The organism is Sorangium sp. So ce394 (genome assembly GCF_051474665.1).
In the GTDB taxonomy this organism is placed as follows: Bacteria; Myxococcota_A; Polyangia; order Polyangiales; family Polyangiaceae; genus Sorangium; species Sorangium cellulosum_D.
This window is the reverse complement of sequence record NZ_CP150339.1, coordinates 5,779,819-5,802,217: the sequence shown is the minus strand read 5'-3', so window position 1 is coordinate 5,802,217 and position 22,399 is coordinate 5,779,819. Positions and strand designations below refer to the sequence as shown.

The following is a 22,399-nucleotide window of genomic DNA, read 5'->3' as shown; positions in this document are numbered from 1 at the left end:
GCGCGTCGGGGCGCCCCGCGGAGCTCAGGGGCAGCGGCGGAATGTGAGGGCATAATCGATCCGGACCTGCACGTCGGTGGTGTCGTTCGTGAGGACCCCGGAGCTCGACGGCGCGAGGCGGTTCGTGACGTAAAGGCTCGTCTTGATGTTGAGCGGCCGCACCGTGCCGCACTCGGACCAGACCGTGGTCGCGAACGCGTCCGTGCGCGAGAAGTCGTTCGTGAACGGCCCGATCATGCTCCATGTGAGCGGCCCCGAGGTGAGCGGCGAGCCCGAGAAATAATACGATGTCTCGTGGAGCCCGTGGACGCCCGGCTCCAGGTCGGCAAAGCCGCGGTACGTGGCGTCGAAGACGGCCACCTGCCATCCCGGATCAAACCGAAGATCCACGGCCAGCTGGCAGAACGCGCGGTTCGCGGCGCGCGCGGCGCCCGGGCCGGCGTGCGCCTCGAACTGGTCGAAGATGACCGTCAACGCCTTTTGATCCGGCGAGATCACCCCCGCGGCGGAGCCGACGGGACATCCGCTGCCGGCGTAGGTGAACGCCTCGATCCGCGCATTCTGCGCCAGCGCCGGAAATGCGAAGAGAAACGCCGAAGAAAAGCCGAACGCCCATCGCAGCAACATGCTTGCCCCCCTTTTCATCTTCAGACGACATCGCGTCGCCGTCCGTCGGCGCCCGCGCGCGGATCAACGCTGTCGCAAGCCAGCCGACATGTCATGACGAGCATGCGATGGCGGCGCGCTCCGCGCAACCTGCGCGGGGCGCCCACGCGCGGCGCGCAGGTTGCGTGGGGCGCGGATTGAGCGGAATCCATCGAGCGGCGTGAGATCCGCGGGACGCACGGACATTCGACCGGATCCCGGAGCGCAGACGAGATGCGGAGAGGCGGCTCAGGGCGAGGCGGCGACGCGGAACACCGGGACGAGGTTCACGCGCTCGTCCCAGGAGGGGTGGCGCCGGTAGAAGAAATCGAGCCGGGCCTTCGCGTCCTTCGCGAACGCGGGATCGCGCAGGCGCGCCTCGAACTCGGCGCGCAGCGCCGGATCGGCGGCCAGCATGCGGCGAGCCTCCTCCTCGGCGACGTAGGCCTCCATGTACTCTTTGCGCTCGAAGGCGGCGTTGAAGAAGCCCCAGGCCACGAGGGAATCGGGCGCGAGCGGCTCGAGGAGGTGCATGACGAGGGGCGCCCGCGGCTGCGCGATGGGTACGAAGAGCGAGCCGGCCGGCAGATCTTGTCGCTCCGGCCGGAAGGCGCCCTTCAGCTCGACGGGCGTCCGGCCCTCGAAGGACGGCTCGTAAGCCACCGCGTCGGCCCGGAACGCCTCGACGGCGAAGCCGGGGCGCGCCTCGGACAGGAGCTCGTAACGCACGCCGTGCAGGCGCAGCTTGTCGGCCACCCAGGCCGCGTGCGCCGCCGGGACGACATAGCCGGCGGCGGGCGCGGTGACGGTCAGATCCGGCTCGAGGCGGTCGAACAGCGGCACGCGCCAGATCTCCGGGCGGGACTCGTCGTAGCGGGTCCACGTGCCGCCCGAGATCTCCGAGGCGCGCTTCTCGTAGGCGTACCCGCGGAACGGGAAGATGCGCGGGACCGGCCCCGCGCGGTGCGTGAGGGCGAAGGGGGCGCCGGCGAGGCGCGCGGCGGCGGCGTCCGCGCGATCGGCCGCCGCGCGGAGGGCGCCCGCGCCGCCGGCGGCGGCACGTTCAAAGAGCGCCGCGAGCAGGTCGTGGACCGCCCGCACGCGCGCGGCGTGGGTGGCCCAGCTGTGCGTCTCGACGAGCACGCCGACGCGGTTGCGGGCGGCGCCGTAGCTCTGCGAGTAGCGCGGCGGCCCCGGCTTGGCCGAGATGCCCGACGCGGGGTCGTCGTCCTCGCGGAACGACGGATAGAACGGGAGCGGCAGGTGACCGAGCGCCGAGAGGCGCGCCTGGAGCGCGTCGGAGAGCTCGCGCGCCGCGGCGTCGAGGTTGCCAGGGTGCGGCGTCGAGGGCTCGACGATGACCGCGACGTCGTGCTGGAACTTCGCGCCGTCGGTCGTGTGCAGGTCGACCTGGACCACGGGGTCCCAGGCGTCGAGGAGGGCCAGCATCGCCCGCATCTCGGGCGCCTCGGCCTTCATGTAATCGCGGTTCAGGTTGAGGTTCTGGCCGGTGGTGCGGAAGCCCATCTCCTCGGGGCCGCGCTGGTTGGGCCGCTGGTTTCGGCGGAAGCGCTCGTGGCCGTCGACGTTGAACACGGGCACGAAGAGCGCGGTGGCCGCGGCGAGGGCGCCGGGCGCCATGGCGCCGTCGAGCAGCTCGCGGAGCGCCCAGAAGCCGCCGTCCTTGCCGTCGATCTCGCCGGCGTGGATGCCGCCCTGGAACAGGATCACCGGGCGCCGCTTCGCCCGCGCCGCGGCGGGGTCGAGCGCGCCGTCGTCGGAGGCGGCGATCGCGAGCATGGGCCTGCCCTCGGGCGTCGCGCCGAAGCGGACGCAGCGGGCGCGGCCCGGATAGGCCTGCTCGAAGGCGGCGCACAGCCGCTCGACCTCGGCGTAGCGGCCGGTGCGCTGGAAGCCGGTCCGCTCGGCCTCCGTGACGAGCGACGGCGGCGGCGCGCGCGGGATGACGGGCGCCGGCGCGAGCGCGGGCCGACCGGCGGCCGGATCCGCCGGCGAGCCGGGCGCCGGGGCCTGGCAGGCCGCGAGCAGCGAGAACAGCGCGATTCCGCGGGAAAGTACGCGGCCAGCGAGCGCGGCGCGGGGGCGTGACATCGCGGGAGTCGACCAAATTCCGCGGTCAACGGCAAGGCGTGCTCCCATGGTTGGGCGCGAGGTAAGCTCGCGCTGGATGAGCGCGCTCCCTTCCCGCCGTGCGCTGGCCCTCGGAGCGGCCCTGATCGGGGGCGCGGCGCTGCTCACCCCGCTCGGCATCGCGTCGCTGCGGCGCACCGAGGCGGAGCGTGGCGAGGCCCCGGCGGGGTCGGCGGCGGCGCCAGGGCCGGGGGCCGCGGCGGCGGTGCCCGGGGATGGCGGGGCGCTCCCGGCCGACGGCGGCGCCGGCTTGCTGGACGACGGCGGGGCCAGCCTCTCGGACGGCGGCATGGACGCGGGCCCGGCGCTGTTCGAGAAGCCCGTGTGGTCGGAGGCGTCGCGCGCGGCCACCTACGGGCGGCTCTCGAGCGACGCGTGCGACCGCGAGCTGAAGCGCCGCGGGATCCCCCACGCGCCGGCGCCGCGCGGCGCCCCGCTGGTCGACCGGCCGGTCCGGATCACCGGCGCGCTGCGCGGGGTGACGTTCCGCGGCGACGGCGTGGCGAAGCCGCGGTCGACCTCGGTCTTCGACATCGCCGATTGCCGGCTGGTCCTCGCGCTCGACGATCTCGCCGCCTTCCTCGCGACGCGCGGGATCGCCGAGGTGGTGCACGTCAGCATCCACCGGCCCGCGCCCGCCGGCACGCCCGCGCCCAAGCCGAAGAAGCCAAAAAAGGCGCAGAAGACGCCCGCGAAGCCGCCGGCCGGCAAGAAGACCTCGAAGGGCGCGGCCAAGGCGGCGAAGAAGGGCGCGGTCGCCCCGAAGCCGCCGGCGCCGGCGCCCGGGCGTCCCAGCCAGCACGCCCTCGGGCTCGCCATCGACGTGGCCGCCTTCGTGAAGGCCGACGGAGCGCGGCTCGACGTGAAGACCGACTGGCACGGCGCCATCGGCGCGCCGCCGTGCGGCCCCGGGTCGGAGCCGAAGGAGCCGAGCCCCCACGCCCTCGAGCTGCGGGAGATCATCTGCGCCGTTCATACGAGCGGGCTGTTCAACGTGGTGCTCACGCCCAACGCGAACGAGGCGCACGCGGACCACTTCCACTTCGATATCAAGCGCGACGCGCACTACTTCCTGCTCGAATGAGCCGCCGCGCGCGTGGCCATGCCGCCGGAATTCGGCAGCTGGAGCGTATGAGAGACCGCCCCGGCGCCAAGGACTCAATGGACAACAGGACAAGAGGCGCTGTCCGGTCCGCGTCCCAGCATGGCGCATGCTGGCGTCACTCGACCCACATCGAATGCGAAACGGGCTTCGCGGGGGCCTGAAGCCGCCCACGACGAAGAGAAGAACCGGCGTGCAATCTGGACAGACGCGGTGCTTCGTGCGACTTTTTGGAAAGAACATGTCGATCCGGTGTCGCAGCCATGTTCGCAGCTTTTCCGCAGGCGAGGTGCACTGGGAGGAGTGGAGCCCTCCCCGGAATGGCGACCCGGACAAGCGCACCGTGGTCCTGGTGCACGGCCTGTCCGATAGCTGTAGGACCTGGAACCGGCTCGCGCCCGCGCTCGCGGCCGGCGGGCGCCGGGTCGTCGCGCTCGACCTGCCCGGCCACGGACACTCGGCCCGTCCGGACGCTCCCTACACGGTCGCCTGGTACGCGAGCGTCGTCGCGGAGTGGATCCGCGCCCTCGGGCTCAGCGATTTCGATCTGATCGGGCACTCGTTCGGCGGCAGCGTCTCGATGTGCGTGGCGATCGAGCGGCCGGGGCGCGTGCACCGCCTCGGGCTGGTCGCCGCGGGCGGCATCGGGAGCGAGGTCGCGCTGCCGCTGCGCTTCGCCGCGGTGACAGGGCTGCTGGAGCTGGCCGCGCCGGTGCTCATGGGCGTCGGCACCCACGCGGGGATGCTGGTGCTCGGCGGCAACTTCAACGCGGAGGAGCGCCGGCACCTCGCCCGCGTGAACGCGCGGCCCGGCACGGCCCGCGCGCTGTCGCGCACGCTCCGCCACGCGATCGATCTGCGCGGCCAGCGCGAGCACCTCATGGACATCGCGCACCGGATCCCGGAGATACCGCCGGTCGCCGTCTACTGGGGCGAGCGCGATCCCGTGATCCCCGTGCGCCACGCGGCGGACATCGACCGCTACCTGGAGGGGGTGGCGGTGCGCCGCTTCGCGAAGGCGGGGCACTACCCGCACCGGGAAGCGGTGGCCGATCTCGCCCCCGAGCTGCTGCGCTTCCTCGACGAGCCTCGGCCCGCGCCGCGCCTGCGCGCCGGGGCGCGCGCGCCTCGCGCTGCCGCCGCGGCGGTCGCGGCGCCGGCCAGCCCGCGGTGGCAGCCGTGGGCGGACGCCCCGGTCCGGCAGTGGGCGATGCGCTCGCTCTCACCGCTGCTCCGGCAAACACCGCAGCAGGACCCCGGCGACTCCGTGTCTCCCGCCGACCTCGGGAGCCGGCCGCCGCCCGTCCCCTGCTGACGGCGCGCGGCCCCGCCGGCGCCGCGCCGCCCCTTCCCTGTTGACGCCCCGCCCCCGGGTGCGGTTCTCTCGGGCGCCGGTGCAACTCGAATGTGAGACCTGCGGCGCCTCGCTGCGCGTCGAAGCGGACCAGCGGACCGCGGTGTGCCCCTACTGCGCGTCGCCGTCGGTCGTGGAGCGGCCGCCCTCGAACGACCGGCCGTCGCCGCACTTCGTGCTCGGGTTCGCGATGGCCAGGGAGAGCGCGCAGGGCGCCGTCGCGGCGTGGCTCGGGAAGCGGAGCCTCTTCGTGCAGTCGAGCGTCAAGAAGGGCACCATCGACGCGATCCGCGGCGTCTACACGCCCGCGTACCTGTACTCGGCGATGGCGCAGACGCGCTACGCGGCGCAGATCGGCGAGAATTACCAGGAGACCGAGACGTACACGACGACCGACGACAAGGGGAACACCGTCACCCGCACGCGCGTCGTCACGAGGACCGAGCACCGGCACCTCGAAGGCCAGCACGCCACCTACGTCATGGATGTGCTCGTCGTGGCGTCGCGCGCCGTCCAGAACGCCGAGCTCGAGGCGATCGAGCCGTTCGACCTGCGCACGATGCGGCGCTACACGCCCGCGGTGCTGAGCGGCTGGGTCGCCGAGGAGCCGACCATGACGCAGGCGGAGTGCTACGCCCTCGCGCGGCGGGAGGCGCTCGAGAAGGTCGGCCGCGACCTCCCGGGCTTCATGCCCGGGGACAGCCACCACGGCCTCACCCACGAGACGCGCCTCGACCAGGAGACGCTCGAGCTCATCTATGTGCCCCTCTGGGTGCTCGCGATCCGGCACGACCCGCGCAAGCCGCCCTTCCGGGTCCTCATCAACGGCCAGACCGGCGCCATCCACGGCAAGGCGCCCCTCTCCTGGGTGAAGATCGCCCTCGCCGTGCTGCTCGCGATCCTGCTCCTCGCGGCGCCGTTCGTCCTGGCCGCGGCGCGCGACCGCGACCCGGCCGAGCGGCGCGGCGTCGCGCGGCCGCCGGCCCCCGCCGCCGCGCCCGCGCCGGCCGAGCGCGCCCGTCCCGGCGGGAGCAGGCCCACCCCGACCGGAGGGGCGCGATGAGCATGAGCGTGGGCGTCTCGCCGGCCGCGGCGCGGTGCTGCGCGCGCTGCCAGGGGCCGCTGGAACCGGGCGACCTGCGCTGCGCCGTCTGCGGCCTCGCCGCGCCGCTGGACCGCGGCCCGGCCCCGCCGCCGGTGCAGGTGCTGCGGTGCACCGAGTGCGGCGCCGCGGTGGCGTACTCGGCCGAGGCGCAGGCGCCGAAGTGCCGCTTCTGCGGCGCGGTCACGCGCCTGGAGCAGCCGGTCGACCCGGTCGACCAGGCCGACTGGCTGCTCCCGTTCGGGGTGCCTCCCGCGGAGGCCGACCAGGCGCTGCGGCGGTGGATGTCGACGCTCGGCTTCTTCCGGCCGTCGGACCTGTCGCAGGCGGCGACCGTGGAGGGGCTGCGTCCGATCTGGTGGGCGGGCTGGCTCGTCAACGCGGACGCGGTGGTGAGCTGGACGGCGGACTCGAACGCGGGCGCCCGGCGGAGCGCCTGGGCCCCCCACGCCGGACAGACGCAGCTGCCGTTCCGCAGCCTGCTCGTGTCCGCGTCGCGCGGGCTGTCGCTCGACGAGGCCCGGGAGCTCGCGCCGCACTTCCGGCTCGACCAGGTGGTGCCGGTCGCGCAGCGGGCCCAGCAGCAGCTCGGCCCAGAGGACGCGGTGCTGGAGCAGTTCGACGCGCAGCGCTCGGCGGCGCGGAAGATCGTCAGCGAGCGGATCGCCGCGGCCGCGGCGGAGGCGCTGAAGCAGGGCGTGATCCCCGGGTCCACCTTCCGCAATGTGCACGTGGCGGTGCTCCTGCGCGCGCTCGAGACGCGCCGGGTGGCGCTGCCCTCGTACGTGCTCGCCTACCGCTACGAGGGGCGCAGCTACCGCGCCGTCGTGCACGGCCAGGACGCGAGCTGCGTCACGGGCACGGCGCCGATCGCGTGGGGCAAGGTGGCGCTCGTGGTCGTCGGCGCGCTCGCGCTGATCGCGATCGTCGTCGCGGCGCTCGCGCTCACGCGCGCTGGGTAGCTCCGCCAGCGCCGCGCGACAGCCCTCCTGGCGCTGCGCAAGGCGGCGGCTCGCGCTCGCGCGGACCGCGCGGACGGCTGTGGCGGAATGCCTCTAGCGCACGCTGGGTGCGGCACAACAGGGCCGTTCATCGCGCGATCTCGCGGGTGAGCCGGCCGTGGTCCGGATCTCGCAACTGACGGCGGGACTCAACGGAGGAGACCATGGAAACTGGGTCGCGAGAGAAGCTGCTGGAGATCCTCAAGAAGTTCCGGAATGCCATGCTCGTCACGCAGGCCAACCACGGCTCGCTGCGGGCGCGTCCCATGGCGCTGGTGAAGGTCGACGACGGCACCGGTGACATCTGGTTCATGACGAGCATCGACTCGGGCAAGATCGACGAGATCGAGTCGAATCCGGAGGTGAACGTGACGCTCCAGGAGGAGCGCCGCTTCCTGTCGCTCTCGGGTCGCGCGTCGATCGTGAGGAGCCGGGCGAAGATCGAGGAGCTGTGGTCGGAAGAGGCCAGGGTCTACTTCCCGAAGGGCAAGGACGACCCCCACCTCGCGCTCATCCATGTGACCCCGCGCGAGGGCGAGTACTGGGACAACCAGGGCACGGCCGGGCTCCGGTTCCTGGTCGAGGCGGTCAAGGCCTACGTCACCGGGACGACCCCGAAGACCGACGCCAGCCAGCACGCCGCGGTGCCGCTGAACGGCGGGCCGACGAGCGACGGCCGGGTGGCCGCGCGGTAAGCGATCTCCACCGCGGCGAGGAGCGCTGCGCCGGCTCGCTCTGGCGCAGCGCTCCGACGCGTCGATGTGGCCGACGTGGCGCGGCGCCGCATGCGACATCGCGCCTCACTGCCCTCTGCGGCGCTCCTGAGTCTGCCCCCCTCCCCCAGCATCGAACCGGCGCGCGTAGCAGATCGCTCCGCCCGTGCAGGCTGGCCCCACCTCCACGATCCCGCGCGAGGAACGAACGCCGCGCCGCGCGCGGCGAGCGCGCGAATCCAGCGGACGCGGCGAGTCCGCGAGCGCCCCCGCGCGCGGGGGACCAGCGGGACGGAGCGTGGCGCATCCCTTGCTTTTCATGGAATTGCACCGTGCTCACCTTCTGAGATGGACGTGACGCGGGAACCCGTCAGCAGCGAGGTCAGGCATGGGGATCTTCACGATATCTCGTCGAGCTCAGATGATGATGGTCGCGGCGGCCGCGGTCGTTGTCATCGTGGGGTTACGCTACGCCGAGCCGTTCCTCGTGCCGGTGCTGTTCGGGATCGCGCTCGCGGCCATCTCCTCGCCCATCGCGAGCTGGGTGACGCGGCGGGGGCTCCCCCCGGCCGTCGGGGCGCTGGCGGCGCTCGTGGTCGACCTCGCGATCCTGGCCTTCGTGGGGGCGGTGGTCACCATCGCCGGGGTGGAGCTGGAGGAGAAGGTGCCGGCCTACCTGGCGCGCGCCTCGGAGATCACCGTGGCGATCGCCGCGACGCTCACGGAGCGCGGGCTGCCGGTGAACCCGGAGTTCCTGTCCAAGACGCTGCACACGGCGTCCCTGGTGCCGCTGCTCGGCGGGGCCGCGGTGACGGTCGCCAGCGCGGCGTCGAACCTGGGCATGGTGCTCCTCGTCGTCTTCTTCGCGCTCTGCGAGTTCGCAGGCGCCGGCGCGAAGCTCCGGGCGATCATCGCGGACCCCGGCCGCGGGCTCGAGCACGTCGACCGCATCGTGCGCGAGGTGAAGAAGTACCTGCTCGTGAAGACGCTGACCAGCCTGCTCGTCGCCGTGCTCGCCTACGTGATGCTGGTCCTCCTGGACGTGGACCTGGCGCTCCTCCTGGCGTCGAGCCTGTTCGTCCTGCACTTCATCCCGAACATCGGCGCGGCGGTGGCGACGATCCCGGCCGTGCTCGCCGCGCTGGCGAGCCAGGGGCCCGGGACCGCGGCGATCGTGGCGATCGGGTATCTGCTCATCAACCTGCTGGTGGGCAATGTGTTGGAGCCGCGGGTCCTCGGGCGGACGCTGGGGCTGTCCCCGCTCGCCGTGCTGCTCGGGATGCTCTTCTGGGGCTGGCTCTGGGGGCCGTCGGGGGCGCTGCTGTCGGTGCCGATCATGATGGTGGCGAAGATCACGCTGGAGAACGTGGAGGGGCTGTCGTGGATCGCGCGCGTCATGGAGCCGGCGCCGGAGGAGCACGAGCCCGAGGCGGCGCCGGCGAGCGAGGAGCCGCCGCCGTCGCTGCTGCGGCCGAGCGTGGCGGGAGCGCGGAGATCAGGGTGAGCGAGGTTGTGCCCGGCCAGGGGGCCGGCGAGGGAGCACGTCGCGCGGTGCGGGTCAGGGCGCCGCGGACGGCGCCGGCGCGATCCCGAAGACGCGCTCGTGGCGGGCGCTCACATGACACCCCATGCACGACGCGACCCGGCCGGCGGAGGTCACCTCGCCCCCGGGCGTGACCGTCCCGTAGACCCAGCCGGCGTCGGTGCCGGGCGTCTCCGGCGCGACCTTGAGCACCACGTAGGCGCCGGCGAAGCGCGACGCGCGGTAGACGCGATCGCCGTCCCGCAGGTAAGGATCGAAGTGATCTGGCGTGCCGGACGCGCCGTCAGCCCCCGAAGGCTGGTGCGACGGGAGCTCGGGGACCTCCTTCGCGTCGACGAGCTCGGGGTGGTAGCTCTCCTTGACGAGGGCCTGCCCGACCGGCTGGGATACGGGCGCCTCGGCCTGCACCAGCGGATAGCGATCGCGGTGCTTGGCGAACACCGAGTAGAGCTTGCGGGCGTGACCGCCGTCCTCGGCGGCGCTCATGCGGGCACGGCCGGGGAGCGGCAGGCGGCAGAGCCAGGGCGCCCAGCGGAGCTCGTCGTCGACGCGGCCCCACGCCTTGTAGTCGCGATAGGCGGAGGCGATCAGCGGGGCGAAGCGGGCGTCCACCTCGGCGGCGCCTGCCGAGGGCGCAGCGGCCGGAGACGCCGGAGAGGAGGACGAACCGCCGGAGGGAGGGCTCTTCGGATTCTCGGCATCCGGAGAGACGGGCTCGTCCACGGGGTGGCTGCACGCAGGCACGAGCACGAGAAGGAACCAGGCGACGCGCATGAGGCTGGATCTTACGATCCGGCCGACAAAAAGGTCTCGGCCTCGCGCATCTCCGGATCTCGGCCGCCTCGCCGCCCTCCGCAGGCGGCCAAGATCACGATACCGATCGCGTAGATCCGTCCGATGAAGGCGCGGACCCGTCCGAGGACGGCGCAGATCCGTCCGGCTGCATTGTCTCCGCCGGCGTCGCTGGAGCGGCCGACGGCGCCGGCGCGGCGCGGGCCGGCTGGCAGCGGGGGCAGAAGTACGTCGACCGCATCATCGTCCCCTGGCGGCGCATCTGGATCGCGGCGCCGCAGTCGTAACAGGCGCGCCCCTCGCGGCCGTAGACGCTGACCGGCCGCCTGCCGCGGTCGAACCCCGCGCGCGTCGTGCGCGTGTGGAGGTAGTGCGCGGTGGGGCCGCGGTACGCGCCGGAGGGATCCCGCGGCTCGACGTTGGCCTGCAGGAGACGGCGGCCGAGGTCGAGCATCGCGGAGAGCTCCTCGTCCGAGTACGCCCGGACCGGGGCGAACGGGTCGAGCCGCCTCCGGAAGAGGAGCTCGCTCTTGTAGACGTTGCCGATGCCGGCGACGACGCGCTGATCCATGATCGCGACCCCGAGCGGCACCTCGTCGAGCGCGCGCAGGCGGCGGAGCGCCTCCGCGGCGTCGAAGCCGTCGCCGAGCAGGTCCGGGCCGAGGCCGCCGAGCAGCCGGTCGCCGCGCAAGGCGCTCGCGCGGAGCAGGCGCACGATGGGCGCGCGGAAGCAGACGGCGACGTAGCCCGGGACCGCGAGGATCGCCGTCGCCGTCGCCTCGGACCGCTTCCAGCGCTCGCCCTCGCGGTAGAGGTGCCACGCGCCGCTCATCCGCAGGTGCGTGTGCAGCACCGTGCCCTCGTCGAAGAAGATCAACAGGTTCTTGCCGCGCGCCTCCACGCGCTCGATCCGCCGGCCGACGAGCGCGTCGCACCGCCGGTCGCTCCGGGGCAGCTCCAGGGCGATGACGCGCGCGCCCTCCAGCGCGGGGCCAAGGGCAGCGGCGATCCGGAAGAGCGTGTCGCCTTCGGGCATGAGCGGCGTGAGGACGCTCTGGGTGCAGACCGACCGGATCGCAAGGGGCTCCCGCGCGAAGAGCGCACGATCGTCCGCCGGCACATGTCCGCCTGCATCCGCGCGCAGGAGACGATCGTCCTCGAGATCGGGAACGCCACCGACGCCGACAGCAAGGCGGCGAGGATCGGCGCCCGCCGAGATCCCGGGGAGCTACCGCGTCGTCCACGAGAGCGGCGAGCACCGTCTGTCTCTCAGGCGTTCGTTAAGAATTGTAATGTTGGGTGTTATGGCGTGAAGGGCGCAAAAAAAAACCGAGCTGAGCCAGGCAGACGAAGGGGACGGCACTGCTGTGCCTGCGGACTTTTCTTTCGGAGCGACAATCGACCGTCGGCGCGCAGCGCGCGAGGTTTGCCGTTGCAGCAAGGCTGGTGCGCTGTTTCCACCATTCGCCGCCACCCTCGGCGGCGCTCTCACCAATGCAGGAATGCATCCGTCGATGGCCGTATCGAGCGCTCGGCCCGCGCGCTTGCCCGAGCCGGGCATTCGTTCTAAGGTGTGTCGCATCGACCCGGAGGCCAGGAAAGACCTCCATCGCAAAAGGAGTTATCCATGCGTCGGATCGGCCCTGCTACCCGCTTGCGGTTCTTCTTCGCTGCCCTGACTGCAGGCGCGGCGATGCTGGGAAGCGCCGCCCTGCTGGCTCCCTCGAGCGAGGCGGCGCCCGGGGCGAACTGCATCTACTACAGCGACGAGAGCCACACGACGGTCGTCGGCAAGTATGGCCGCGATTGCTGCAACAACCAGATCGCGTGGGGCACCAAGACGCAGCATTACGAGTGCGGCGGGTGTTTTCTCTGCACCCCGCCTCCTCGCTGAGGCAAGCGCGCCACGCTCCGCACGCTCTCGTGACCGTCGCACGGATCGCTCCTCGGCACGGATCGCAATCGATCCAGAGGACAGCGGGAATTCCAGGGACCGATCTGCCCGGCGTGCCTGGCCGGGCGCGTGCTCTCTCGGATCGCGCGGCTGACCAACGGCTTTCTTGCTCCAGAAGTCACCATCGACGATCATCCAAATCGCGGGGGGTTGGCATGAACAAGAACCGTGCTTCTCGATGGCTGTGCGGCGCGCTCGGGCTCGGGCTCGCGGCCCTCTCTGGCTGCTCTGGCAAGGTCGACAGGGTTGACCCTGGCCCGGGCGGCTCGTCGAGCGCAGGGGGCTCGACCGGAGCGGACGGCCACGGCGTCAGCGCCGGCGTCAGCGCGAGCGGCGCTGGCGCGGGCGGCGCGGGGGCCTCTGGCGCGGGTACGGGCGGCGCCGGCGACGGCGGCTCCGGGGGTGCTGGGACGAGCGGCTCCGGGGCTGGCGGCTCAAGCCACGGGTCGGGCGGTTCGAGCAGCGCGGGCAACGGCAAATTCGTCGGCAACATCACGACGGATCGCGCCGTGCGCGACGACTTCATCCGGTACTGGGACCAGATCGCGCCCGAGGTAGAGGGCTGGTTCAGCAGCGTCGCGCCCTCCCGCGACGTTCGAGACTGGAGCAGGCTCGACGCGATCTACGCGTACGCGCAGGACAACGACATCCCCTTCACGGAGTACGCCTTCGTGTATGGCAACACCCCGCCGAACTGGATCGGGCGCCTCACCGCCGACGAGCAGCGGCAGGCCATCAGGGACTGGATGCAGGCGTTCTGCGAACGGTATCCCGCGACGAAGTACATCATCGTCGTGAACGAGCCGCCGCCCCACACCACGCCTACCTTCAAGAACGCCATCGGGGGCGATGGCGAGAGCGGCTATGACTGGATCGTCAACTCCTTCACGTGGGCGCGCGAGTTCTGCCCGGGCGCGACCCTGATCCTGAACGACTACAACAACATCGAGTACAAGGGCGAGCACGACCGCTTCGTCGAGATGGTGAAGGCGCTGCTGGCCGCGGGCGCTCCGATCGACGGCCTCGGCGCGGAGGCCCACGATGCTTACAAGTTCGACACCAGCACGGTGAAGGGCTTCATCGACGGGCTCGCCGCCACGGGCCTGCCCGTCTACATCACCGAGTACGACATCAGCCTCGCGGACGACGAGGAGCAGCGACGGGTGATGGAGGAGCAGTTCACGATGTTCTACAACCACCCCGCCGTCAAAGGCATCACCCTCTGGGGCTACGTCGTCGGCTCCACCTGGCGGGACAACACGGGTCTCCTGCACCCGGACGGCACCATGCGGCCGGCCATGGCCTGGCTGATGGAGTTCCTCGGTCGCGGGGAGTGACCCGTCGCCGGCCCGCTCGGAGCGTGGAGCGACGAGCACCGCACCGCCGCGCCCGACTCGGCAGCGGGCGAGCCGAGCGCACGCGCTGGAGGCCCGCGGCTGAACCCGGATACGGCAGAGCGGCGGCGCTGGCCGCAGCGGTGAGCGCGGTGAGCGCCGACGGGCAACCGCTGGGGCGGGCACGTGAGGGGACGCCGGCCGTCGGCGTCAGCGCGTGGGCGGCGAGGAGCCGACCGTCCGCGCGCAGCGGAAGCCCATATCATGGGCCCGGGTGGAGTAGCTCTCCAAGCCGGAGCCGTACGATCGATCCGCGAGCCGCAGCTTCGTCAGCGCGGTGTACCAGGAGCCCCCCCGCGCGCCGGCGCCAACGACGTCGACGTCAGGCCAGCCGAGCAACTTGACGTCGGGGTTCCCGAAGCCGTCGAGCTCGCCGGTGCCGGGGGTACCGGTAAACGCCCGGCCCTGGGGCTCCCCGACGGTCACGCACCACTCCCAGAGATTGCCGCTCAGCCCCATCACCCGGTAATACGATGCGCCGGTCCGCTCTCGCTCGTTCACCTGGACCGGGGACAGGCCGGACTGGTCCTCGGCGAAATCGCGACGCATGCCGAAGGCGCACGCGCCGGACCAGGACGCCGGCGGGCCGCCGAAGGCGTTGCCGGGCAGCGGTCCGGAGCCGCCGTCGCCGCCGACGAAGATGGCCTGTTGGAAGGCCGCGTTGCCGTTGACCCAGCTCACGCCCCCCTCGTTGCCGAAGATCACCTGGGCCTGCACGGCCGTGGTGGTGCCCCACGCATACTCGCAGCTCACGGCCTGCGCTGGACCACGGCAGGCCTTCTCGTACTCGAGCTCCGTCAGCGGGCGCAGGCCCGCCCAGCAGGCGAAGGCTGCCCCGTCCATCCACGCGAGCCAATTGCAGGCGTTGTCGGGACGCAGCGTGAGGCGAGCGCTCGATTGCGTCATGAAGGTGGTGTAGCGATACGAACCAAACCAGTACGAAAAGCGCACCGTTCTCGCCGGGCCCTGGAGCGTGTTGACGAAATCGCCGTACTGGCCCTGGTTGATCTGGTACTTCATCACGTAGAAGGCGCCGTACCCGTTCGGGAATCCCTTCGGAATCGGGCCCTGCCCGTCGCCCTCGTTCCCCTCGGACGCGTCCCCGTCGTAGTAGAGCCGCGACCGGTCGCCGTTCGGCCCCACCTCGATCGGGCCGTCGGACGTCACGCGGTAGGATCGATCGGGGTCCTTGTCGCCGAGCGAGGCGTCGTAGAAGCAGGCGGCCGGCCCGCCTGGGCCCAGCGGATCCCCCAGCGAGAACGGGCCCTCGGGGATGTAGACCATCTCGATGCCGAACACCCAGAGCGACACGTGGTCGGCGAAGGCAGGGCCGTCCGGTGGGCGGCAGAGGGTCAGGGTCACCGCGCGGAAGACGACAGGGCCCACGCCGGCGTTCTCGTCGCTGCGGTAGAGGAACACGCCGCGCTGATCCTCGGGGAGGAGCACCTCGCCTCCAACGGGCGCGCGGGCGGCTGCGATCAGCGCGTGCCGCCACTCGCTCATCCGGCTGGCCTCGAGGCCGTGGCCCCTGTCGCCGAGCGCCCGCACGGTGATGTCCTCGACGGACGACTCCAGCGGGCCCATCGGGCTGCGGTGGTGGTACCGCTCCACCCGGACGCGCCACTTCTGGCCCGGGGTCACCGGGTGCACCTCACGCTTGCCGCGCAATCGCAGGGAGCTCGGCCTCCCAGACACGGGAGCGGGGATCGGCGCAGCCGCCGCGGGAACGGGGATCGCCACCGCAGCCGCCGCGGGAACGGGGATCGCCACCGCAGCCGCCACGGCAGCGGGGACCGCCGCGGGAGCGGGGATCGCCGCCATCGCCGCTGCGGCGAGCGGGGACAGGTCCCCCTGATCCGCCGCAGCGCGGATCTCCCCGTTGTCGTGCAACGGGACCACCTCGGTGCCGCGGTACTTGACGAAGAGCCAGACGGCGTCCCAGTTGCCAGCCCCCGGCCCGCCGCGCTCGCGGAACGAGTTGTCCCAGGCGACATCGAAGCGAACGGTGATCTCGTCGCCCTCCCGGCCGACGATCTCCAGGTTGGTGACGCGCGCGCTGCCGGCGGTCGGGGGGCTGCGGGTCTCGAGGTCCATTGCTGTTTCTCCTTGCTCGACGTGACACACGGGCGTGTCGAGGGGTGAGCCCGTCGCGCCGCGTCCGCTCAGGTGGGGTGCACCGTCGGCCAGCGACGGTAGCGCGGCGCGTCCACAGCCGGGCTCGCCTCGCGCAGGCGCTCCACGTCGGCGCAGTCCCGGATCACCCCCTCGGGGCGGCTCCGGCTGCGCACCAGGAGGGCGGGCTCCCCGGAGTAGCCCGGCGGGACGTCCGCCGCGTGGTAGCGCAGATCGAGGCTCCAGCGGACGCGCTCGGTCCGGTTCAGGCCGGACCGGTGCGGCATGAGGCCGCTCATGAGGAGCACATCGCCCGGGCGGGCCGGGACCTTCACGGACTCGAGCGGCGGCAGCGCCTCGCCCAGGATCTCGAGGAACGGCTCGCCGTGCACGTTGCGGTGCGGAAGGATGCCTCGATGACCGCGGGGGAGCACCTCGATGCAGCCGTTCTCCTCGGTGGACTCCGTGAGCGGGATCCAGACGGTCGCGTAGAAGTACCGGTCACACTCCGGCACCAGGTAGGCCACGTCCTGGTGCCACGGCATGGCGCGCATCCACGAGATGGGGCTGCTGCTCGGGAGCTTCGGCCGGACGCGGTAGCCGGGGTGGCAGGCGATCTCGGGGCCGAGCAGCGGCTCGAGCAGATCGAGCAGCGCGGGGCCGCGGATCAGCTCGAGCAGCGCAGGGCGCATGTAGTTGCGGTTGAAGAGCGTCCGCACCACCGCGTCCGTGCGCAGGGAGAGCCGGTGCAGGCGCGTGTCGAAGCCGTGCTCCTCCAGCGGATCCTCGAGCTGGCCTCGGTCGCGGAGATCCCGGGAGCAGGCGTCGACCGCCGCGTCGAGCTCGTCGATGACCGCGGCGACGACCGGCGGGGGGAGCGCGCCCTCGACGAGCAGGTAGCCCTCGTCGGAGAAGGCGCGGAGCATGGCGTCGCTGAGGGTCGCGCTGCTCACAGGGTGATCTCCTCCCATCCCCCCGCGGGCTCGGCGCGCGCGGCGAGCAGCTCCGCGAGGGCGAGCACGCCCGGCGAGCGTAACACATCGACGATCGAGACCGCGATCGCCAGCTCGGCCGCGAGCCGGCTCCGGAGCTCGACCGCCATGAGCGAATCGAGGCCGAGGCGGACGAGGGGCTCGTCCAAGGGCAGATCCGCCGCGGGCCGGCGCAGCGCTGCCGCAACGCGGGCCCGCAGGTACAGCTCGAGGCGCCCCCGCCGCTCCTCGGGCGCGCCGGCGAGCGGGTCGGCGACCAGCAGGGCGGCGCCCCCCGGGCCCTCGCCGGGCGAGGGGGCCGCGCCGCGCCCGGCGAGCAACGCGAGGCGCGGCGCGGCCGCGGCCTCGGGGTAGGCTGCCGACCACGCGCTCCAGTCGACGCCCAGCACGCCGACGTGGGGGGGCGCGCCAGCGAGCAGGCGCTCCAGCACGTCGAGGCAGCGATCCGGGGCGAGGGGCGCGACGCCGCGCGGCGCGGCGCGCCGGCCCTCGGCCCGCTCGCGCCGCGCGGCCATGCCGACGCCGTCCCAGTAGCCCCAGCCGACGCTCAGCGCGGGGAGGCCGCGCGCCCGGCGATCGTGGGCGAGCGCGTCGAGGAACGCGTTGGCGGCGGCGTAGCCGCCGAGCAGGGGCGAGCCGAGCTGCGTCGCGGCGGAGGAGAAGAGCACGAAGAGGTCGAGATCCGCGAGCAGGCGATCGAGCAGCCAGGCGCCGAGCACCTTGGATCGCAGGTCGGGGAGGAGGTCGTCGGCCGCGAGCTGGTCGAGCGGCGCGGGGCGATGCACCCCGGCGCAGTGGATCACGCCGCGGATGGCAGGCCAGGCCGCGGCGTCGTGGGCCGCGAGCGAGGCGCGCAGGGCCCGCTCGTCGCCGACGTCGGCCACGGCGATCCGCACGCGCGCCCCGAGCGCCTCGAGGGCGGTGATCGCGGCGGCGCGCGCGTCGCCCGCCCCGGCCGCGCCGGGCGGCGTCCGGCCGAGGAGGACGAGGTGCCGCGCGCCCCGCTCGACCAGGCGGCGCGCGACGAGCAGCCCGAGGTCGCCGAGGCCGCCGGTGACGAGGTAGCTCGCGTCGGGGCGCAGCCGGAGCGGCTCGGGGGCGGAGCGCTCGTCGTCCCAGGTCGAGAGCCGAGCCGCGAGGCGCTCACCCCGGCGGTACGCCACCTCCTCCGCGGGGCCGGATCGACCGGCGATCTCCGCGGCGATCAGGGCCGCAGCCTCCCCGGCGGCGGCGTCCGGCGGCAGGTCCACGAGGCCGCCGAGGTGCTCGGGGCGCTCGGCCTCGAGCGTGCGACCGAGCCCGAGGAGCACGGCCTGCGCCGCGGCGACCGGGCCTGGCTCGACCGGCTGCGCGCCGCGCGTGATCAGCCAGATCCGGTGCGATCGCCCGGAGTCGAGCGCGCCGTGGAGCTGCTCCAGCGCGAGGCCCGCGAGCCGCAGCACCTCGGCTTCCAGCGCGGCCGCGCTGGCGGCGCCGCCCGCCGGCGCGTCCAGCGCGGCGAGGTAGACGATCTCCCACGGCGGCTCCGGCGCCGCGGCGCCGGGGAGCGAGGCGTGTGCGGCGCCGACGTCCGGCCTCACGAGAGCGCAGGGGCGGCCATCGGCCCGAGCGATGGCCGCGAGGCGGTCGCCCACGCCGCCCCGATCCGCGACGATCAGCCAGCCGCCGCGCGACGTCGGCGCGCCGGCGGGGCGCGGCGCCGGCTGCCATTGGAGGACCGTGAGCGCGTCCTCGGGGCGGCGCTCCGGTCCGCGCGCGGCGAGGCGCGCCAGCCGGAGATCGTCGACCTCGACCACGATCCGGCCGTCCGGATCCGCGACGCGCACGTCCGCGTGTACGCCGTCTCGATCGCGGCGGCGGACGGTCAGGTGGCTCCAGAGCCGCGGGACCAGGGGGCCGCGCAGGCGCACCCGCGCGACGCCCGCGAGCACGAAGGGGCCGGGCATCGCGGGGTCCTCGGCGAGCTCCACGGCGGCCTGGCCGCAGGCGTCGAGCAACGCGGGGTGCAGCGCGTGGCGCGGCAGCGCGCCGGCGACCTCCGCGGGGGCCACGATCTCGGCGAGCGCCTCGGCGTCGCCGCGCCACAGCCGCGCGATGCCCTGGAAGCCGGGGCCCCAGGCGTTGCCGCGCGCGGCGCGCCGCGCGTAGAAGGCGGCGCCAGGCTCGACGGCGCCGCAGCGGGCGCGGATCGCGGCGACGTCGAGCGCGAGGGGCGCGGTGGCTGGCTGGGCGACGGCGGCTCCGCCGCGCGCGACGAGCGTCCATGCCGGCTCGCCAGGGCGGCGCTGGTGCAGGCGGAACGCGGCCGCGCCCGGGCCCTGCTCGGTGACGAGCATCTGGAACCGGCACGTGCCGTCGTCTGGCAGCACCGCGGGCCGTTCGTAGACGACGTCCGTGAGATCGCGGGGGCCCGGTCCGAAGAGCTCCGCCGTGGCGGCGAGCGCCGCGTCGAGCGTCGCCGTGCCCGGGAGCACGATGGCGTCCTCGACGCGGTGGTCGGCGAAGAGGGCCAGATCCGCCGCGTCGAGCGCGCCGTGCCAGAGGTGAGCGCCCGGCGGCTCGGCCAGCGCGATGTGCTCGCCGAGCAGCGAGCGGGCCGCCGGAGCGCGGCGCTCCGGCGCTGCCGGGAGGGCCGCGCGGTCCCAGGGGTAGGCCGGCAGCGCTGCGCGCGGCCCGCCGGGCGGCTGGAGCGCGCTCCACGCGACGGGGAAGCCGAAGCAGTACAGCGCGCCGACGGCGCCGAGGAGGCCCGCGCGATCGTCCTCGCCCCGCCGCATGGCGGCGAGCAGCGGGCTGCGCGCCTCGAGGCCGAGGAGGGCGAGGCCCTCCCGGAGCGGCGCGAGCAGCGTCGGGTGCGGGCCCAGCTCGAGGAACACGGAGGGGGTGTCGGACACGAGCGTCCGCAGCGCGGGCCAGAAGCGCACCGGCTCCCGGAGGTTCCGGGCCCAGTAGGCGGCGTCGAGCTCGGGCCCCTCGACCGGCGCGCCCGTCACCGTGGAGATCATCGGCATCGCCGCGCGGCGGGGCTGCAGATCCGCGAGCTCGGCGCGGATCGTGGGGCAGAGCTCCTCCACCGCCGCGCTGTGCGAGGCCACGTCCACCCGGATCCGCCGCGCGTCCACCCCGCGGCGCTCCAGCTCCGCGACGATGGCGTCGAGCGCGGCGGCGTCGCCCGCGATGACCGTCGCGGTCGGCCCGTTGACGGCGGCGATCGAGAGCGCCTCCGGCCGCCCTGCGACGAGCTCCGCGGCCTGCTCCGCCGAGAGCGCGACCGCGGCCATGCCGCCCGAGCCTCGCGCGCGCGAGAGGAGCCGGCTGCGGCGCGCGACGACCCGCAGGCCCGCCTCGACGTCGAGCGCGCCCGCGACGACGGCGGCCGCGGCCTCGCCCATGCTGTGGCCGATCACCGCGTCGGGCTCGATGCCGAAGGCGCGGAGCTGCGCGGCCAGGGAGACCTGGAGCGCGAAGAGCAGCGGCTGGACGCGATCGACGCGATCGAGCCAGGCGGGATCGCCGGCGAGCGCGTCGCGGAGCGACCAGCCCTCGGCGGCGCGCAGGGCGCGGTCGCATGCCTCGAAGCGCTCGCGAAAGGCGGGCTCGCTCTCGAGCAGCGCGCGGCCCATGCCGGGCCACTGGCCGCCCTGCCCCGGGAAGACGAAGGCGAGCCGCGGCCGTCCGGCGACCGGAGCGCGCCCGGCGCTCGTACCGGGCCGCGGCTCGCCCTTCAGGAACGCGTCGAGCCGCTCGGCGAGCTCGGCGCGGCCCCGGGCGACCAGCGCGAGGCGGTGCTCGTGGTGCGCGCGCCCGAGCGCGGCGGCGGCGCAGATCGCCTGGACCTCCGCGCGCGAAGGCTCGCCCTCCGGCGCGTCGAGGAGCCGCCGGTAGCCCGCCGCGAGCGCGCGCAGCGCCCCGGGGCTGCGCGCCGAGATGGGCAGGAGCTCGGCGCACCCTGGCGGGCGCGGCGCGGGCGCGGGCGCCGGGCGGGGCGCCTCCTCGAGCACGAGGTGCGCGTTCGTGCCGCTCAGGCCGAAGGAGCTGAGCCCCGCGAGCCGCGGCCCGCCCCCGGGCGGCCACGGCGTCGGGGCTCGCGGCAAGAGGAAGCACGAGCCCGCGAGCGGCAGATCGGGGTTGGTCTCCTCCAGGTGGAGGTTCGGCGGGATCTCGCCGCGCTGCAGCGCGAGCGCCGCCTTGAGCAGCCCCGCCATCCCGGCGGCGGCCTCGAGGTGCCCGAGGTTGGTCTTCACCGCGCCGAGCACGCAGGCCCCCCGATCGGGGCGCGGCGCGCCGACGACGGCGCGCAGGGCCTCGACCTCGATGGGATCGCCGATCCGGGTGCCGCTGCCGTGCGTCTCGACGTAGCCGATCTGCGCGGGCGAGGCGGCGGCGTCGGCGAGGGCCAGCCGGATGACCTCCTCCTGCGCGCGGCCGCTCGGCGCGGTCAGGCCGTTGGTGCGGCCGTCCTGGTTCACCGCCGTCCCGCGCACGAGCGCGCGGATGTCGCGGCCCGCGGCGAGCGCATCGGAGAGCCGCTCGAGGACGACGACGCCGCAGCCCTCGCCGCGCACGAAGCCGTCCGCGCGCGCGTCGAAGGTCTTGCAGCGCCCGTCGGCCGCGAGCATGCCGAGCTTGGCCATCGCCACGCACTCCTCCGGCGCGAGCACGAGGCTCACCGCGCCGACGATGGCGCGGTCGCACTCGCCGGCCAGCAGGCTGCGGCAGGCGAGGTGGACGGCGACGAGCGAGGACGAGCAGGCGGTGTCCACGACGAGGCTCGGCCCGCGCAGGTCGAGCAGGTAGGAGATGCGGCCCGCCGCGAGGCACTGCTGGGCGCCGAGGCCCGCGTAGGCGTCGATCGCGCCCGGGTCCGCGAGCGCGAGGCGCGCGTGGTCACCCTGGTAAGCCGCGACGAATACCGCGGTTCGGCTGCCGGCGAGGGAGGGGCCCGGCAGGCCGGCGTCGTCGAGCGCCTCCCAGGTGACCTCGAGGAGCACGCGGTGCTTCGGGTCCATGCGCGCCGCTTCGCGCGGGGAGACGCCGAAGAACGCGGCGTCGAAGCGATCGATCTCGCGCAGGAAGGCGCCCCACCGCGAGCTCGTCCGACCGGGCGCGCCCGGGTCCGGGTCGTACCAGGCGCGCGCGTCCCAGCGCTCGGGCGGCACCTCGGTCACGGCGTCGTGGCCGCCGCGCAGCAGGCGCCAGAGGCCCTCCGGATCGTCGGCGCCACCTGGGAGCCGGCAGCCCATGCCCACGATGGCGACGGGATCGACCACGAGCCGCCGCGGGATCTCACCCGCGGCGCGCAGCTTGCGCGCGAAGAGCGCCCGCCGCTCCGGCGACAGCGCGGCGGCGCGCGCCGACACCTCGTCCCAGGGGATCTCCCGGCCTTCCATCCAGCACCCCGCCAGCAGCCCGCGCGCTGCCGCGCTCGAGCGCGCACCCTACCACGAGCGCGCGTGCGCATGTCACGAGCCACAGCGGCCCGCGCCGGCTTGCTGATCCAGAAGTTCTCACGTATTCAGCGGACTTTCCACGCGAGGTTCGCTC

At 74.0% G+C, this 22,399-nt stretch carries 15 protein-coding genes; 8 read left to right on the top strand and 7 right to left on the bottom strand.

Translation table 11 applies throughout. The features are described from left to right. Positions 1–24 precede the first annotated feature (24 nt). Positions 25–627 (bottom strand): DUF4360 domain-containing protein, encoded by a 603-nt coding sequence (locus WMF33_RS21175; RefSeq protein ID WP_437338842.1) that lies wholly within the window; start codon positions 625–627, stop codon positions 25–27. A gap of 267 nt (positions 628–894) precedes the next feature. Beyond that, the gene (locus tag WMF33_RS21170) at positions 895–2,757 is read right to left on the bottom strand and encodes a M14 family zinc carboxypeptidase (protein ID WP_437338841.1); all 1,863 of its coding nucleotides are present in this window, start codon (positions 2,755–2,757) and stop codon (positions 895–897) included. A gap of 76 nt (positions 2,758–2,833) precedes the next feature. On the opposite strand from WMF33_RS21170, the gene WMF33_RS21165 reads away from it, so the two are divergent. From WMF33_RS21165 to WMF33_RS21140, 6 genes are all read left to right on the top strand, one after another. Further along, the gene (locus WMF33_RS21165) at positions 2,834–3,880 is read left to right on the top strand and encodes an extensin family protein (protein ID WP_437338840.1); all 1,047 of its coding nucleotides are present in this window, start codon (positions 2,834–2,836) and stop codon (positions 3,878–3,880) included. A gap of 259 nt (positions 3,881–4,139) precedes the next feature. Beyond that, the gene (locus WMF33_RS21160; protein ID WP_437338839.1) at positions 4,140–5,213 is read left to right on the top strand and encodes an alpha/beta fold hydrolase; all 1,074 of its coding nucleotides are present in this window, start codon (positions 4,140–4,142) and stop codon (positions 5,211–5,213) included. 40 nt (positions 5,214–5,253) lie between these two features. Next, positions 5,254–6,315, top strand: a complete 1,062-nt coding sequence (locus WMF33_RS21155) for a hypothetical protein (RefSeq protein WP_437338838.1) — start codon at positions 5,254–5,256, stop codon at positions 6,313–6,315. Further along, entirely contained in the window at positions 6,312–7,316 is a 1,005-nt protein-coding gene (locus WMF33_RS21150) for a zinc ribbon domain-containing protein (protein ID WP_437338837.1), read from the top strand. Before WMF33_RS21155 ends, WMF33_RS21150 begins: the two co-directional genes overlap by 4 nt. 203 nt (positions 7,317–7,519) lie before the next feature. Continuing rightward, complete coding sequence (locus tag WMF33_RS21145; RefSeq protein ID WP_020736186.1) at positions 7,520–8,050, top strand: pyridoxamine 5'-phosphate oxidase family protein; 531 nt, start codon at positions 7,520–7,522, stop codon at positions 8,048–8,050. A 439-nt stretch (positions 8,051–8,489) separates the two neighbouring features. After that, a complete protein-coding gene (locus WMF33_RS21140) occupies positions 8,490–9,572 on the top strand; it encodes an AI-2E family transporter (protein ID WP_437338836.1) in 1,083 nt (360 codons plus the stop codon). Positions 9,573–9,626: 54 nt separating this feature from the next. On the opposite strand, the gene WMF33_RS21135 is transcribed toward WMF33_RS21140, so the two are convergent. Continuing rightward, positions 9,627–10,385, bottom strand: a complete 759-nt coding sequence (locus tag WMF33_RS21135; protein WP_437338835.1) for a hypothetical protein — start codon at positions 10,383–10,385, stop codon at positions 9,627–9,629. Positions 10,386–10,479: 94 nt separating this feature from the next. Then, complete coding sequence (locus tag WMF33_RS21130) at positions 10,480–11,439, bottom strand: DNA-formamidopyrimidine glycosylase family protein (RefSeq protein WP_437338834.1); 960 nt, start codon at positions 11,437–11,439, stop codon at positions 10,480–10,482. Between the two features lie 591 nt (positions 11,440–12,030). On the opposite strand from WMF33_RS21130, the gene WMF33_RS21125 reads away from it, so the two are divergent. Both WMF33_RS21125 and WMF33_RS21120 read left to right on the top strand, forming a co-directional pair. After that, the gene (locus WMF33_RS21125) at positions 12,031–12,297 is read left to right on the top strand and encodes a DUF6289 family protein (protein WP_061627948.1); all 267 of its coding nucleotides are present in this window, start codon (positions 12,031–12,033) and stop codon (positions 12,295–12,297) included. Positions 12,298–12,512: 215 nt separating this feature from the next. After that, a complete protein-coding gene (locus WMF33_RS21120; protein ID WP_437338833.1) occupies positions 12,513–13,694 on the top strand; it encodes an endo-1,4-beta-xylanase in 1,182 nt (393 codons plus the stop codon). A gap of 207 nt (positions 13,695–13,901) precedes the next feature. Here WMF33_RS21120 and WMF33_RS21115 read toward each other — a convergent pair whose 3' ends face one another. The 3 genes from WMF33_RS21115 to WMF33_RS21105 form a co-directional block, all read right to left on the bottom strand. Beyond that, on the bottom strand, positions 13,902–15,845 hold the full coding sequence (locus WMF33_RS21115) for a formylglycine-generating enzyme family protein (RefSeq protein WP_437338832.1): 1,944 nt from the start codon (positions 15,843–15,845) through the stop codon (positions 13,902–13,904). A 68-nt stretch (positions 15,846–15,913) separates the two neighbouring features. Then, positions 15,914–16,816 (bottom strand): phytanoyl-CoA dioxygenase family protein, encoded by a 903-nt coding sequence (locus tag WMF33_RS21110; RefSeq protein ID WP_061627950.1) that lies wholly within the window; start codon positions 16,814–16,816, stop codon positions 15,914–15,916. Then, positions 16,813–22,245, bottom strand: coding sequence for a type I polyketide synthase (locus WMF33_RS21105; protein WP_437338831.1), 5,433 nt, complete (start codon positions 22,243–22,245; stop codon positions 16,813–16,815). Before WMF33_RS21105 ends, WMF33_RS21110 begins: the two co-directional genes overlap by 4 nt. Positions 22,246–22,399: the final 154 nt, after the last annotated feature.

Bases quoted from the DNA above. Each gene is read 5' to 3' on its own strand.
- WMF33_RS21165 (WP_437338840.1), top strand. From the start codon at position 2,834: ATGAGCGCGCTCCCTTCCCGCCGTGCGCTGGCCCTCGGAGCGGCCCTG.
- WMF33_RS21140 (WP_437338836.1), top strand. From the start codon at position 8,490: ATGATGATGGTCGCGGCGGCCGCGGTCGTTGTCATCGTGGGGTTACGC.
- WMF33_RS21170 (WP_437338841.1), bottom strand. From the start codon at position 2,757: ATGTCACGCCCCCGCGCCGCGCTCGCTGGCCGCGTACTTTCCCGCGGA.
- WMF33_RS21115 (WP_437338832.1), bottom strand. From the start codon at position 15,845: ATGGACCTCGAGACCCGCAGCCCCCCGACCGCCGGCAGCGCGCGCGTC.
- WMF33_RS21160 (WP_437338839.1), top strand. From the start codon at position 4,140: ATGTCGATCCGGTGTCGCAGCCATGTTCGCAGCTTTTCCGCAGGCGAG.
- WMF33_RS21150 (WP_437338837.1), top strand. From the start codon at position 6,312: ATGAGCATGAGCGTGGGCGTCTCGCCGGCCGCGGCGCGGTGCTGCGCG.
- WMF33_RS21175 (WP_437338842.1), bottom strand. From the start codon at position 627: ATGTTGCTGCGATGGGCGTTCGGCTTTTCTTCGGCGTTTCTCTTCGCA.
- WMF33_RS21120 (WP_437338833.1), top strand. From the start codon at position 12,513: ATGAACAAGAACCGTGCTTCTCGATGGCTGTGCGGCGCGCTCGGGCTC.
- WMF33_RS21125 (WP_061627948.1), top strand. From the start codon at position 12,031: ATGCGTCGGATCGGCCCTGCTACCCGCTTGCGGTTCTTCTTCGCTGCC.
- WMF33_RS21145 (WP_020736186.1), top strand. From the start codon at position 7,520: ATGGAAACTGGGTCGCGAGAGAAGCTGCTGGAGATCCTCAAGAAGTTC.
- WMF33_RS21130 (WP_437338834.1), bottom strand. From the start codon at position 11,439: ATGCCCGAAGGCGACACGCTCTTCCGGATCGCCGCTGCCCTTGGCCCC.
- WMF33_RS21135 (WP_437338835.1), bottom strand. From the start codon at position 10,385: ATGCGCGTCGCCTGGTTCCTTCTCGTGCTCGTGCCTGCGTGCAGCCAC.
- WMF33_RS21105 (WP_437338831.1), bottom strand. From the start codon at position 22,245: ATGGAAGGCCGGGAGATCCCCTGGGACGAGGTGTCGGCGCGCGCCGCC.